Annotated in this window: 13 protein-coding genes and 1 tRNA gene; 11 read left to right on the forward strand and 3 right to left on the reverse strand. The window is 51.7% G+C overall.

Translation table 11 applies throughout. The features are described from left to right. Positions 1–22: 22 nt before the first annotated feature. Both F4Y39_05005 and F4Y39_05010 read left to right on the forward strand, forming a co-directional pair. The gene (locus tag F4Y39_05005) at positions 23–715 is read left to right on the forward strand and encodes a JAB domain-containing protein (protein MYC13069.1); all 693 of its coding nucleotides are present in this window, start codon (positions 23–25) and stop codon (positions 713–715) included. Positions 716–723: 8 nt separating this feature from the next. Next, the gene (locus tag F4Y39_05010) at positions 724–1533 is read left to right on the forward strand and encodes an SAM-dependent chlorinase/fluorinase (GenBank protein MYC13070.1); all 810 of its coding nucleotides are present in this window, start codon (positions 724–726) and stop codon (positions 1531–1533) included. Here the strand turns inward: F4Y39_05010 and F4Y39_05015 are convergent. Further along, positions 1509–2198 carry an HAD hydrolase-like protein gene (locus F4Y39_05015; GenBank protein ID MYC13071.1) on the reverse strand — a complete coding sequence of 230 codons (690 nt, stop codon included), beginning with the start codon at positions 2196–2198 and terminating at the stop codon, positions 1509–1511. The genes F4Y39_05010 and F4Y39_05015 overlap by 25 nt on opposite strands. Beyond that, positions 2195–4153, reverse strand: coding sequence for an HAD hydrolase-like protein (locus F4Y39_05020; protein ID MYC13072.1), 1959 nt, complete (start codon positions 4151–4153; stop codon positions 2195–2197). The genes F4Y39_05015 and F4Y39_05020 overlap by 4 nt, the downstream gene beginning before the upstream one ends. 69 nt (positions 4154–4222) lie before the next feature. Between F4Y39_05020 and F4Y39_05025 the strand changes: the two genes are divergently transcribed. The 9 genes from F4Y39_05025 to F4Y39_05065 all read left to right on the forward strand — a co-directional run bounded on the left by F4Y39_05025 (position 4223) and on the right by F4Y39_05065 (position 11912). Further along, positions 4223–4951 (forward strand): ComF family protein, encoded by a 729-nt coding sequence (locus tag F4Y39_05025; GenBank protein MYC13073.1) that lies wholly within the window; start codon positions 4223–4225, stop codon positions 4949–4951. A 136-nt stretch (positions 4952–5087) separates the two neighbouring features. After that, complete coding sequence (locus F4Y39_05030) at positions 5088–6128, forward strand: 6-phosphofructokinase (protein ID MYC13074.1); 1041 nt, start codon at positions 5088–5090, stop codon at positions 6126–6128. Between the two features lie 17 nt (positions 6129–6145). Further along, positions 6146–7177 carry a type I glyceraldehyde-3-phosphate dehydrogenase gene (gap, locus tag F4Y39_05035; protein ID MYC13075.1) on the forward strand — a complete coding sequence of 344 codons (1032 nt, stop codon included), beginning with the start codon at positions 6146–6148 and terminating at the stop codon, positions 7175–7177. A 37-nt stretch (positions 7178–7214) separates the two neighbouring features. Continuing rightward, a complete protein-coding gene (locus F4Y39_05040) occupies positions 7215–8420 on the forward strand; it encodes a phosphoglycerate kinase (GenBank protein ID MYC13076.1) in 1206 nt (401 codons plus the stop codon). A gap of 31 nt (positions 8421–8451) precedes the next feature. Then, positions 8452–9207 carry a triose-phosphate isomerase gene (locus tag F4Y39_05045; GenBank protein MYC13077.1) on the forward strand — a complete coding sequence of 252 codons (756 nt, stop codon included), beginning with the start codon at positions 8452–8454 and terminating at the stop codon, positions 9205–9207. A gap of 8 nt (positions 9208–9215) precedes the next feature. After that, on the forward strand, positions 9216–9605 hold the full coding sequence (gene secG, locus F4Y39_05050; protein MYC13078.1) for a preprotein translocase subunit SecG: 390 nt from the start codon (positions 9216–9218) through the stop codon (positions 9603–9605). Positions 9606–9612: 7 nt separating this feature from the next. Continuing rightward, positions 9613–9699 (forward strand) — tRNA-Leu (locus tag F4Y39_05055). A 64-nt stretch (positions 9700–9763) separates the two neighbouring features. Next, positions 9764–11353, forward strand: a complete 1590-nt coding sequence (locus tag F4Y39_05060) for a hypothetical protein (protein MYC13079.1) — start codon at positions 9764–9766, stop codon at positions 11351–11353. A gap of 70 nt (positions 11354–11423) precedes the next feature. Then, complete coding sequence (locus tag F4Y39_05065) at positions 11424–11912, forward strand: histidine phosphatase family protein (protein MYC13080.1); 489 nt, start codon at positions 11424–11426, stop codon at positions 11910–11912. 257 nt (positions 11913–12169) lie between these two features. On the opposite strand, the gene F4Y39_05070 is transcribed toward F4Y39_05065, so the two are convergent. Further along, positions 12170–13330, reverse strand: coding sequence for a Gfo/Idh/MocA family oxidoreductase (locus F4Y39_05070; GenBank protein ID MYC13081.1), 1161 nt, complete (start codon positions 13328–13330; stop codon positions 12170–12172). Between the last annotated feature and the right edge of the window lie 34 nt (positions 13331–13364).

Consider the following 13364-nt stretch of genomic DNA (forward strand, 5'->3'; position numbering starts at 1 on the left):
AACAATATCAGGGAGATAGTATATGAATGGCTTTGTAAAAAGTAGAGGAGGTATCGCGGGCGTGGCAGATGTGGATATGCCACGAGAAAAACTCGAGCGTTTGGGGCCAGAGGGATTGCGCGATGAGGAACTGCTGGCGATTTTGCTGCGAACGGGATACGAAGGCAGAAATGTTCTGGAAATTTCGCGCGGGATAGTCAAGAGGTATCCCGTTAATAAACTCGTGGATATGGATCTGAAAGAGCTCACGACAATAAAGGGAATCGGGCGGGCAAAAGCCGCGGGTTTGGTCGCGGGATTTGAACTGGCAAAACGGGGGCTTAACCAGGGGATAGGGATTGAGCCTACTATCACCAGCCCAGCCGATGTTTTGGGCCTGCTGACAGATATCAAAGATCTGCGCAAGGAATATTTTGTGGCGCTTTTTCTCAATGCGCGGAATCAGGTGATTTGCCGCGAAAATGTGTCGGTTGGCTCGCTTAACGCCTCACTCGTACATCCGAGAGAAGTGTTTGTGCCGGCTGTGGGGTCGTCTGCTGCGAGTGTGATTCTGGCGCATAACCACCCCAGTGGTGATGTAACACCGAGCCGAGAAGATATTGAACTCACGCGCCGCATGGTGCAGGCCGGTGAGATTATGGGGATTGAGGTGTTGGACCATCTAATCGTCGGTTCAGAGCGGTTCTTGAGTATGAAAGAGGCGAATGTTTTTTAGGTGGTGATATGAGCCGAATATTAACACTGACGACAGATTTTGGCATTTCTGATGGCTATGTTGCTGCGATGAAGGGCGTGGTGTTCACCTCTGTGCCAGGGGCTCAAATTGTAGATATAACACATCAGGTGCCGCCCCAAGATGTTGCTGCTGGCGCTTTTGCCATGTATTGTGCGTGTCCTTTTTTTCCAGAGGGTAGCGTACATGTTGGAGTGGTTGACCCGGGGGTGGGGAGTGATCGCCGGGGCATTGTCGTTGAAACAGAGCAATTTGTGTATGTCGGACCGGATAATGGCCTGTTCTCTCCTGTCTATGAGCGAGAAGTTGTACGGCGCATTGTGGCGATTGAAAATGCGGCATTGATGCGCTCGCAAGTGAGTTCGACGTTCCACGGACGAGATGTATTTGCCCAGGTGGGGGCGCATTTACTCAAGGGGGTTTCATGTGAAGAAGTGGGGACAAAAATTGGGGATCCGGTCACATGCGATTTGTGGGGCGTTGAAGAACGTGACGATGCACTCGTTGGACGAGTGGTATGTGTTGACCATTTTGGCAATGCGATCTCAATGATTGCGCGGTCGCAAATTGATGCAAAATATCCCGATGGGAATTTTGAGATTATTATTGGCGAGATCCGGTTTGATCGGATATGTCAGACATATAGCCAGGTCGAAAAGGAGGAAACACTGGCGCTTTACGGCAGTTTGGATACGCTGGAGATCGCGGTTTGTGGGGGCAGTGCAAGCAGGACGCTCGGTGTAAAACGAGGGGATGAGATTTGCGTTTATAGAGGTCAGGGTAGGAGAGATAGCAGTTGAGAAATGCGGTCTATTTCAATATCGGGCTGTTCTGATGGGGTTTGAGGCTTTCTGTTTTTTTGTCGGCCATGACGCATGTGTACGGTAGTCATACTCAGGGTTTTGGCCGTAGCGATTTCGTCGGTGAGTTTGTCTCCCACGCATAGAATGTGGGCGTGTGGCAAGGATATTGCTCTTGCGGCCTGGGTGAGCGATGACTCTTTATCGCTGTTTTTTCGGTCGTCGTGCAGGATGAGGGTATTGTCAGCCTCGCTAAAATAATCGCACAAGTCGAGAAGGCGAATTTTTTCGCGCTGGCGGTCGGGGTTTCCAGAGGTGACAAGGGCGAGTTGGTAATCGCGCTGGACAAGGGTAGCGAGGGTGGGGAGTACATCGGGGAAAAGGGTGATGGTCTCCACAGTGCGGGGATTATAGGCATTGAGCGCCCGTTCTACGATGTTGGCTGGGATATTGTACTGAGTGCCGAGTATGCGAATGGCCTCTGAAGACCCATGCGTTTGGGATAGTGACACTTGTTGCTGATAACCAGTCTCAATTGAGAGGTCGGGATGTGCAGATGCGAGAACTTGAGCTGCTCTGCGACGTGCCGGTTGGGTGAGTTGACCCGTGCAGTCAAAGAGGGTGTCATCGAGGTCAAAAATAATGCCTCTAATTTTTCCTGTCATTCGTCCAGGCCCCAGTAGTCGGGTACGCTCAGGCCGCAGAAAATGCGACAGATCGCATCGGCGACTTTGGCCGGGTCGTGGCTGATAAAATCGCCGGTGCCGCGCTCTATGGCATCGGGATGAAATTCTTCTAAGAAGTCAGCGCGGGTCCAGGGACCGAGGGCGTCGAGCGTTTCTGTATCGCATTCAACCAGGACTTTGCCATCTTTTTTGTATTTTTTGATCAGTGGGTGCCAGTCCACGCTTTTGGGCGTTTGGAATATGCGGAGGTCCTGAACCAACGTGTGATCGATGACGCCATCGCGCTGATTTTCAGGAATGTGTTTGAGGATGGATTTGAGGTGGTCAGAGGCTCTAAAATCGTCGGTTTGTCCGGGTTGTGTGACGATGTTGCAAACATAGATGGTTTTGCCCTGAGCGCGTTTGACCAGTGCTTTTTGAATATCGGGTACGAGGAGATTGGTGATGACACTGGTGTACAGGCTACCCGGTCCAATGACGACGATATCTGCATCTGCAATGGCTTGCAAAGCTCCACGCGGTGCTCTGATCTGATCTTGTTCCAGGCTCACTTTGCGCCCCTGACGCACGCAGATTTCAACCTGTCCTGTTTCGGGGTCTATGACGCGATCGAGCGCGCTGTTTTTGCGATTGAGTTCGCGCAAGAGTGTGTCATTAGTGACGAGATACGCCAGATCAATTGGTGGTTTGCCGGGTTTTCTGACCATCCATTCGGTATAGCGATGTTCGCCGTTTGTCAGTTTGGCGCAAATATCGACATTGTCGGTGCTGGCAGGGAAAACTGTGCCCTGTACGTGCAGCATGTCGCTGGCTGTTTTTATAGCCGCATGGAAATCGCCGAGTTGCTGGGTGAGGGCAGCCACGAGAAAATTGCCAATATGGTCGTTCTTAAAAATACCGGATTCTTGTTCGCTATTGGGAAAGCGGTGTTGGAAGACGTTGAAAAGTCCCTGAGATATCTGTTCGGGATCGGCAAGTGCTGTGAGGGCATTGCGAATGTCGCCGGGGGGCTGGACTCCCAAATTCCAGCGGATACGCCCCGAGGAAGCTCCGCTATCGGTTACGGCAACGACGGCTGTCGGGTGACGGGTATAGGGCCTTAGCCCGCGCAAGACAGTGGGCAGACCGGTGCCGCCGCCGATAACGGCAATTCTGAATCTGTCGGGGTTTTTCCCGATCCGCGAGAGGTGCAATAATGTGGATAGTTGGGCGAGGTATTTAATTTCGTAGTCGGGACGGTCGCCTATTGCGGGTGTTTCGCGGGAGAATCTTCCGCGCCGCAACCAGATTGTGGTTAGCCCCTGGCGATTGCCCGCACGGATTTCGTCATGTGTGCGGTCGCCAACGACGATGAGTTGGTCGGGGGAGAGGTCGTGGCTTTCCATAAGCTCTGAAAACCAGTAGGCATGTGCAGGGGGACCTTCGTTGATGATGCGATCAAAATAAGGAGCAATGCCCAGGCATTCAATTTTGTTGCGCTGACGGCGCGCTCTGCCCAGTGTGACCAGAAACAGTTTATAGCCCGCGTGGCGCAATTCCCGAAGGGTGTGTAACGCATCGGGATAGGGGCGAATATCTTCTACATCTTCGGCATTGTAAACGCGCTCCATTTCTGCTACGAGGGCTTCGACCGGCTCGGCTTCCGGGTCGGTATTTTGTTTGTCGAGAAAACGACGCACCTGGTCGGGTTTGTCTTTGAAGACAGCTTTGGCGATATCGAAAAAGGCGAAATAATAGGGCGAGGATGAATAATAAGGGCCGTGTTTGCGTTCGAGCGTATTGATGCGCTGGCGTGCGTAGGCGCGGGTAGAAAAAAAACCGTTTGAAAATAGAAAGGTAGCAACGCGTTGGCGCGCGGCATGTACGACGGGTGTCAGGTCAAAGAGGGTTCCGTCGAGGTCGAATACGATTGCGCGGGCATTTTCCAGAGACACGGCATATCTCCGCGATTGAGTTATGGGATGAAAAAAAATAGGGACTTTTTAGGTTAAGAAAAAAAATAAATGTGGGGAAGAGGAAAGATTGTGCAAATAGTACGGAAAATTTGGAAGGCGGCACTCAATTTTGTTTATCCGTCGTCTTGTATGATTTGCAAAGCATCGCTGCCGGATTCGCCGGGGCTGTGCGATTCGTGTTGGGATGATATCGAGATTTGGGATTCAGAACTACACGAGGTGGATTTTGAACACGAATTTGATCAGATAGTTATTTTGTATCAATTTAATGATTGTATTCGGTCTTTGATTCACGCGCTCAAATACCGGGGGAAAACGTTGCCTGGACAGATATTTGGCAAGGCTTTGGGGCGGCGCATAGCGGGCGCTGTCGAACCCAATGCGGTAATTGTTCCAGTGCCTCTTCACTCTGCTAAAAAAAGAGCACGTGGGTATAATCAGAGTGAGATTATTGCACGTGCTACAGGACGGGTATCGGGTTTACAAGTGATGGCAAACGCGCTGAAAAGAGTGCGAGCAACTCCTACGCAGACACAACTGGGCGTTTTGGAACGCGAATACAATGTACAGGGAGCATTTCGCGTGCGTCATCCCGCGTCTATTGAGGGGCGAAAAATATTTCTGATTGACGATGTCATCACGACTGGTGCGACGCTCAATGCATGTGTTCTGGCTCTGCGATCTGCGGGGGCAAAATGCGTGTCCGTTGGTGCTGTTGCCAGTCCCCCATTCGGTGAGGATGATCTATCTCAAGATGTAAAAAAATCAGAGCCTTGACAGTGATTTTATATTTTAGTGGGCGAATACAACGGGCTTGACAGGTATGTTGCAATACCTTAAACTTCAAACCTTTGGAAATTTTAAAGGACTCAGGCGATTATGCTCATCATAGTGATTTTGTAAGGGAGATATTATGTCTGTAAAACGCGTTGGCATACTTACAGGTGGCGGCGATTGCCCAGGTCTTAATGCGGTAATCCGCGCGATTGTACGCAAAGGCATTATGGTTTATAATTACGACATGACGGGCGTGCAGGAGGGATGGCGAGGGATGCTTGAAGGGCTGTCAGTCCCTCTGGATTTGGATGCTGTTTCGGGGATTTTGCCGCGCGGTGGAACAATTTTGGGATCGTCGCGGACAAATCCGTATCAAGATGGTGCAGATGGCGGTGCGCTCGTGCGAACGGGGATGGAGAAAATGGGTCTGGACGCGTTGATTGCCATTGGGGGCGATGATACGCTTGGTGTGGCTCATCAACTCACAGATCAGGGTATCAAAGTGGTCGGTGTGCCCAAAACCATTGATAATGACCTGGATGGCACAGACCAGACCTTTGGTTTTGATACGGCGATTAATATTGTGATGGAGGCGATTGACCGCCTGCACACGACGGCCGAATCTCACAACCGCGTGATGGTCGTCGAGGTTATGGGCCGCCACGCCGGTTGGATTGCCGTGGAGGCTGGTATTGCAGGGGGGGCAGATGTGATTCTGATCCCGGAAGTCCCATTTGATATGGATGACGTGTGCGATACCATCAGGAAACGCCATGCCCGCGGCAAGACATTTAGTATTGTCGTGGTTGCTGAAGGTGCCAAGCTCGACGATGACAGTATGGTGTTGCAATCTCAGGAAAAAGATGCATTCGGGCATGTTCGCCTGGGGGGCATTGGCAATATGCTGAGTGATGAAATTGAGCGGCGCACCGGATACGAAAGTCGCGCAACCGTGCTGGGACATATTCAACGCGGAGGTAGCCCCTCTGCGTATGATCGGGTGTTGGGGACGCGATTTGGAATTGCGGCAATTGATCTGATACAGGCAGGCAATTTTGGCAAGATGGTGGCGCTGCGAGGGCAAAATATTGTTGCGATTAACTTGAAAGAGGCCGTGTCGAAATTGCGCACCGTGGATATGGGCCTTTACGATATTGCCAAAGTATTTTTTGGATAATGAATTTGGAGGAAATTATGGTAGGACTGAGAGTAGGGATTAATGGATTTGGGCGGATTGGGCGGCTGGTTTTTCGCGCGGCGATGGCGCGGGGCCTCAATGTGGTGGCTGTAAACGATTTGACCGATGCTGCCAGTCTGGCGCATTTGCTCAAATACGATTCGACGCATGGACGGTATCCGGGGTGTGTTAAACATCGGGAAAACGGCGTGCAAGTTGAAAAGTCATCGGTTGACGCGCTTGTGGTAGATGGCAAAATGGTAGCTGTTTTGTCCGAACGAGATCCGGCACAGTTGCCATGGAGGTCATTGGGTGTGGATGTGGTGATTGAATCGACGGGCTTTTTTACCGATAAAGAGTCCGCGAGCGCCCATTTGGGAGAAAAAGGTGCAAAAAAGGTGATTATTTCTGCGCCCGCCAAAGGGGATTTGCCCACTGTGGTGATGGGGATTAATGACGGTGTTTTACAAAAAGATGATGCGGTCATTTCCAATGCCTCGTGTACGACGAATTGTCTGGCGCCTATGGTGAGTGTGTTGCACGCTTCTTTTGGCGTTGTACACGGGCTTATGACCACTATACATTCTTATACGGGCGATCAGAGTCTTATCGATGCGCCCCATTCCGATATGCGCCGGGCGCGATCTGCTGCCCTGTCGATGATTCCGACGACAACAGGTGCGGCGAGTGCAGTGGGGCTGGTTATTCCCGAACTCAATGGCAAACTCGATGGTATGGCCGTGCGCGTGCCCACGCCAGATGGTTCATTTACCGATTTTGTCGCGGTGCTTCAAAAAGAGGTGACCGCAGAAGAGGTGAATAATGCCTTTGAGTGTGCAGCGCATGGGCGTTTGAAAGGTATTTTGGAATATACCGATGATCCCATTGTTTCAGCTGACGTCCTGGGGAATGCCCATTCTTGTATTTTCGATTCGATGATTACCACGGTGATGGCTGGCAATATGGTGAAGGTGTGTGGGTGGTACGACAATGAGTGGGGGTATTCCAATCGGTGCGTGGATTTGATCTCGAAGTTGGCGGAGATGTAGAAATAGTCGCTGATTTTGACTTTTGAGAGGCGATAGCGTGTCGAAATTGTCGATTACAGACCTGGATTTGAGAGATAAGCGCGTTCTGATGCGCGTTGATTTTAATGTGCCCATTGAAGATGGGCAGGTCGCAGACGACACGCGCTTGCGGGCTTCTTTACCCACGATCCGGCACATTTTGGATGCGGGGGGACAGCCCGTGTTGATGTCGCATTTAGGGCGTCCCGAGGGCGAGATCGTGCCCGAGTTATCGCTTAAATCCGTGGCTGAAGTCCTTCAAGTGTTGTTGGGACGGGAGGTGCTTCTATCGCCAGAATGCGTGGGTGAGGCAACAAATTCACTTGTGAAACGCGCGCCCGATGGTTCGGTTGTGTTGCTCGAAAATTTGCGTTTTCACGCCGACGAAGAAAAAAATGCGCCGGGTTTTGCCACACAATTATCGGAATTGGGCGATGTATATGTCAACGATGCCTTTGGCAGTGCCCATCGCGCGCATGCCTCTACTGAGGGCGTTACCCATTATTTTGTTGAATGCGCTGCGGGTTTGTTGTTGCAGAAAGAATTGGAGTATCTGGGCACGGCGTTGGCCGATCCGGCGCGTCCTTATGTCGCGATTATGGGCGGGGCAAAAATTTCTGGTAAAATTGATGTGATTGAAAATTTGTTTTCAAAAGTAGATACCCTGCTTATTGGCGGTGGTATGGCGTTTACGTTTTTTAAGGCGATGGGCCTGGAAATTGGGAAGTCGTTGTTAGAAGAAGATCGCGTTGGGGTCGCTGCCCATTTGCTCAAGCGCGCAGAGGCCGAAGGTGTAGATCTGGTATTGCCGACTGATACGGTTGTGGCAGCAGAGATGACGGAGGGGGTATCTGCTCAGATAGTGCCGCGAGATCAAATTCCAGCAGATTTGGAGGGGTTTGATATTGGGACTGAGACGCGGAAGCGATTTTCCGATGTGGTTTTAAGTGCCAAAACCGTGGTGTGGAATGGTCCTCTGGGGGTGTGCGAGATTCACTCGTTCTCAAAAGGGTCGCGTGCGGTTGCCAGCGCACTGGTTACGGCGACTGAGCGCGGTGCAACGACGATTGTTGGCGGGGGGGAGACTGCTGCTGCGATGGCAGATTTTGGCGTGGCGGAAAAATTGAGTCATGTCTCGACCGGGGGTGGGGCGTCGCTGGAGTTTTTAGAAGGCCAAACACTGCCGGGTGTGGCGGCACTTTCGGATAGGGAAGAGGAAGCATAGGTGCGTGTTCAAACACTGAAAGGAAGTTGTAATGAGAACGCCGTTTGTGGCGGGAAATTGGAAGCTCAATAAGACGCCGGATGAGGCAGAAATACTCGCGCGATATGTGGTGGATGCGGTTTCGGATGTGACGGATGTGGATGTGGCAATATGTCCGCCTTTTACGGCGCTGGAACGGGTTTCAAGTGTGGTGTGCTGCACTGGCGTAGGGCTGGGTGCTCAGAATATGTACTGGGAGGCTGAGGGTGCTTTTACGGGTGAGGTTTCGGCCCCCATGCTGTTGACTTGCGGTTGTGAATACGTTATATTAGGACACTCTGAACGACGGCAGTTTTTTGGCGAAACTGACGCGACTGTCAACCGCCGTTTAAAGGCAGCTCTGAGTGCTGGATTGAAGCCTATTATGTGTATTGGCGAGTCTTTTGATGAGCGTCAGGCCAATGTGACTGAGCAGGTGGTTGAGAAGCAAACGCGGGGTGCTCTCAATGGCGTTTCCGCTGATGAAGTGCAGGGGATTACCCTGGCTTATGAGCCTGTTTGGGCCATTGGTACGGGGCTGACGGCGACGCCAGAACAGGCAGAGGCTGTCCATGCGTTTCTCCGGCAGGTATTGGCGCAAATTTACGACGACGATGTCGCGCAGGCGGTTCGCGTACAATACGGCGGGTCTGTGAAGCCAGATAATGCGGCGGAGTTGTTTGAGCAGGACAATATCGACGGTGGATTGATCGGCGGGGCTTCGTTGGAAGCCGATGACTTTGCCGCTATTGTGAAAGCGGCTATATAGAGGGTGATATGGAAATTTTTCTTTTGATTGTTCATGTGATAGTTTGTGCGGTACTCATTCTGGTTATTTTGATGCAGCCCGGCAGAAGTGGTGGGTTGTCCGGTGGTGCTTTTGGCGGTATGGGCGGTGGCACATCGATGTTTGGCGGTGGTGGTGCCGTGCCTATGTTGGCAAAAGTGACGACGTATGTGGGGATTATTTTTGCGCTGACATGTATCGGGCTCTGGTACGCGGGGCGTTCGACTGATTCTGTACCGTCAACGGCTGCTGAGCGGTTAATGGAAGAAGGGCAGATGCCCCTGCAGCAAATTCCTCAACCTTTGACCTTTCCGGAAACCACACCCACTGAAGGAACAACCCAAACAGCACCGGCCGATACCGGCAGTACCACGCCATAGATTTTGTGCCGAAGTGGTGGAATTGGTAGACACGCTGTCTTGAGGGGGCAGTACTCGAAAGGGTGTAGGGGTTCGAATCCCCTCTTCGGCACCACATAAAAGCAAGGGCTTGTGATATGGATCGCAAGCCCTTTTTCTGTCGATAGGAGTAAGATGCCATGTGTAGGCATATCCTCGCCTTGCTATTCATCGTGCTTCTGATCCAACCCCTTCGGGCCAATGTGGCATTAGAACAAGTCTCCAGTCCAGATTTTGACAATAGTGGCGTGGTCGATTTTCCCGATTTTTTGCTCTTTGTCGCCAAATTCGGGGCGCGTCAGGGCGATGATAAGTATGAAGATCGTTTTGATCTGGATGGCGATGGCGAGATCGGGTTCGATGATTTTTTGCATTTTGCCGCAAATTTTGGCAAAACAGTCGCGTCAAGTGGGGGGGCGACCCCGACAGTAGATAATAGGAAAATTCTCGGCTCGTTATTTATCTCAAAGGTATGGGCTGGGCATCCCGTTAGTTTTGACTTGTTGACTTATGGCGATGTACAATTTGTCGCATTTTACGATGCCGACCGCAAAATGACGGTTGGGATGAGAAATTTAGATGCAGAGACGTGGACATCTGAACAGCCCAGAGGTGTGTGGTTGGAAAATCGAGGCCGACTGTCGTCGGAAACCGGATGGGACACCCACAATTACCTGACCATGGCTATTGACACCGACGATCATATCCATCTGAGCGGGAATATGCATGTGGATCCGCTGATTTATTTTCGCACAACGCGGCCACTCGATGTGACGAGTTTTGAGCGCATTGATTCGATGGTGGGACAAAATGAAGATCGTTGCACTTATCCCGTGTTTATGCGCGGTCCCAATAATGAATTGATTTTCAGGTATCGAGACGGCAGTAGTGGCAATGCGGTTGAATTTTATAATATGTATGATGTTGAGACCAGAACATGGCGGCGGTTACACGATACGCCGTTATTGGATGGGTTAGGGCGGATGAATGCGTACGCGCGCAGTCCCCAGAAAGGTCCCGATAGAATGTTCCACATGATTTGGATGTGGCGCGACACACCCGATGCTGCAACCAATCACGATATCTCATATGCCCGCAGCCGTGACCTGGTCGCCTGGGAAACGGGTAGCGGCGATGCGTTGGATTTACCGATTACAATAGAAAGCGGTGCTATCGTCGATCCCGTGCCGCCGAGGGGAGGGATGATCAATATGACGCAGTCGCTGGGTTTTGATCATCAGAAACGCCCGGTGATCAGTTATCACAAGCACGACGAAAATGGATATACGCAAGCCTATTGTGCGCGATTGGAATACGGCGAATGGGTTGTGTACAAGGTGAGCAATTGGACCTATCGGTGGGAATTTGGAGGGGGTGGATCAATTATTGCAGAGATTCGGTTGGGTAGCGTAAATGTGGCATCCGATGGGGGTCTGAGTATGAGCTATATACATGTGAAAGAAGGACGGGGAATCTGGAAGCTGGATCCCCAAACCATGCAAGTGATCGGGACGTATCCGCCGCCCCCGAGTGCGATACCCAGGGAGTTGGCGCGCGTGACTTCTCAGTATCCGGGGATGAGGATCAATACGCGCTGGGCGCGGGGGTCGGGCACGAGGCCCGGCGAGCGATATCTCTTGCGCTGGGAAACGCTGGGGCGCAATCGAGACCTTCCACGAGAGGAGATCCCACCGCCGAGTGACTTGAGACTTTATATTCTTCCGAAGTGAAGATTAAGTTGTAAAAGCCCATTGGTTGCGTATATTTCAACGTGTGTAAAACCTTAACGGAGAATACTTTATGAAACGGCTCTATCTCGTGCGGCACGCCAAGTCGGATTGGAGTTATGTCGGGTTGGCTGATTTTGATCGTCCCCTGAATAAGCGCGGAAGAAGGGATTCGAAGCGCATGGGCAAATACCTGAAGCAGGCGTGGAAGGTCGAGCCAGATTACTTGTTGTGTAGCACGGCCAAGCGCGTGCGATCTACGGTCAAGCGGTTGCGCAAATCTCTCAACTTTTCCAAAAAACGGATTGCCTGGCACGAGCGCATTTATTCAGGGCACAGTGGAGATGTGCTGGATTTGATTCGACAGGTCGATAATCGGTATCGGGAGGTTATGGTAATAGGACACAACCCGGATATGACCGTATTGGTCAATGAACTAACGGGATCTGCTATCGCCAATGTGCCGACGTGTGGTGTCGCAGGTATTGATCTGCAGATTGATGATTGGTCAGATGCGGTATCGGGGGATCTGGTGTTTTTTGAGGTGCCAAAGTCGATTTGACGTGTCCGTAACTTATCCGAAACCTGGCTGTCACAGAATACGGATAACTTATTCTTCAGTCAGCTTCCGCGTGGGGGTCGGTTCTTTACTTGAGAATCGGCCCTCGTTTTTTTGGGGTCGGCCAAAAACTTTCTGGATCGCGGCTAAAACCCTGCCGCGATGACGATGAACAGGTCTGGACCTTCACGGGATGATGCGACCAGTTGTACTCGTCACGCCTGCAGGCTTGTAGCAGGCGTCCAGTTGCTTTTTTCTTTTCAATACGTTTCGGATACGTCGAGGACAGTGCTGGCGTCTGCCTCTTTAGTTGTATTGGAGTTTTTGATCTTTTCCTGGAGTTTTTCATAGAAGAGATCGCTGTCAACCGGGATATCCACCCAATAGTCTGTCCAGGCGGATAAGAGCATGGCATTGGCGAGTTCGACGCCTTTGATTCCCTCAACCCCAGGTGCGAGGAGGGGACTGCCCGTGCGTATGGCATCAACCCAGTTTTGCGTGATGCCGCGATGGGCTTCGCCGCTGCTGCCCGTGGGGATGTCGCATTTCCAGGATTCGGGGCTGCCAAAGCCGCCTTTGTATTCTTTGCAGAATTTGCTGACGGATTCGCGTGTGCGCCAGAAGGTGATGTTTCCACCTTCCATTACGACTTTGCCGCGATCGCCAGTGATTTCGAGACGGTTAGTGCCGGGGGCTTCACCCGTTGTGGTGATGAATACACCTGTTGCGCCATTTTCGTATTCCACGTAGGCGGTGACTTCGTCATCGACTTCGATATCGTGGTATTTGCCAAATCCGACAAATGCCCTGCATCGGGTAGGCATACCGCAAATCCATTGCCAGAGATCGAGGTTGTGCGGACACTGGTTCATTAAGACGCCGCCGCCTTCGCCTTCCCATGTCGCGCGCCAACCGCCTGAGTCGTAATAACTTTGCGAGCGGAACCAGGTGGTGATGATGTAGTTCGTACGCTGAATTTCGCCCAGATCACCCGATGCGACCAGGTCTTTGAGTTTTTGGTGCGCTCCTATGGTGCGCTGGTTGAACATGAGGCCAAAGACGCGGTCGCTTTTTTCAGCTACAACATTCATTTCTGCGACCTGCTTTGTATAAACACCTGCGGGCTTTTCAATGAGTACATGCAACCCGCTGTTCATAGCCTGAATTGCCAGTGGCGGATGGAGGTAGTGCGGCGTGGCGACGATGACGGCATCGACGGTTCCAGAAGCCATGAGATCATCGGCACTGTCGAATGTGCGAATATTCTCGCCCAGGTTTTCGCGCGCCCACTTGATGCGGTCGGGATCTATGTCGCAGATGGCGGTTAGTTCGGCATTGGATACCTCGCCCGGGTGCAAATAAAGACTATGTCCACTGCCCATGTTGCCGATGCCGATAATGCCGATGCGTACTTTGTCCATAAAATTCTCCTGTTTTGGTTGGGGGTAGGGGGTT

It is taken from the genome of Gemmatimonadota bacterium, assembly GCA_009838845.1.
In the GTDB taxonomy this organism is placed as follows: domain Bacteria; phylum Latescibacterota; class UBA2968; order UBA2968; family UBA2968; genus VXRD01.

What these genes read in the sequence shown, in the direction of transcription:
- F4Y39_05005 (MYC13069.1), top strand. Translation starts at nt 23, where the DNA reads ATGAATGGCTTTGTAAAAAGTAGAGGAGGTATCGCGGGCGTGGCAGAT.
- F4Y39_05010 (MYC13070.1), top strand. Translation starts at nt 724, where the DNA reads ATGAGCCGAATATTAACACTGACGACAGATTTTGGCATTTCTGATGGC.
- F4Y39_05015 (MYC13071.1), bottom strand. Translation starts at nt 2,198, where the DNA reads ATGACAGGAAAAATTAGAGGCATTATTTTTGACCTCGATGACACCCTC.
- F4Y39_05025 (MYC13073.1), top strand. Translation starts at nt 4,223, where the DNA reads ATGTGGGGAAGAGGAAAGATTGTGCAAATAGTACGGAAAATTTGGAAG.
- F4Y39_05030 (MYC13074.1), top strand. Translation starts at nt 5,088, where the DNA reads ATGTCTGTAAAACGCGTTGGCATACTTACAGGTGGCGGCGATTGCCCA.
- gap (MYC13075.1), top strand. Translation starts at nt 6,146, where the DNA reads ATGGTAGGACTGAGAGTAGGGATTAATGGATTTGGGCGGATTGGGCGG.
- F4Y39_05045 (MYC13077.1), top strand. Translation starts at nt 8,452, where the DNA reads ATGAGAACGCCGTTTGTGGCGGGAAATTGGAAGCTCAATAAGACGCCG.
- secG (MYC13078.1), top strand. Translation starts at nt 9,216, where the DNA reads ATGGAAATTTTTCTTTTGATTGTTCATGTGATAGTTTGTGCGGTACTC.
- F4Y39_05060 (MYC13079.1), top strand. Translation starts at nt 9,764, where the DNA reads ATGTGTAGGCATATCCTCGCCTTGCTATTCATCGTGCTTCTGATCCAA.
- F4Y39_05065 (MYC13080.1), top strand. Translation starts at nt 11,424, where the DNA reads ATGAAACGGCTCTATCTCGTGCGGCACGCCAAGTCGGATTGGAGTTAT.
- F4Y39_05070 (MYC13081.1), bottom strand. Translation starts at nt 13,330, where the DNA reads ATGGACAAAGTACGCATCGGCATTATCGGCATCGGCAACATGGGCAGT.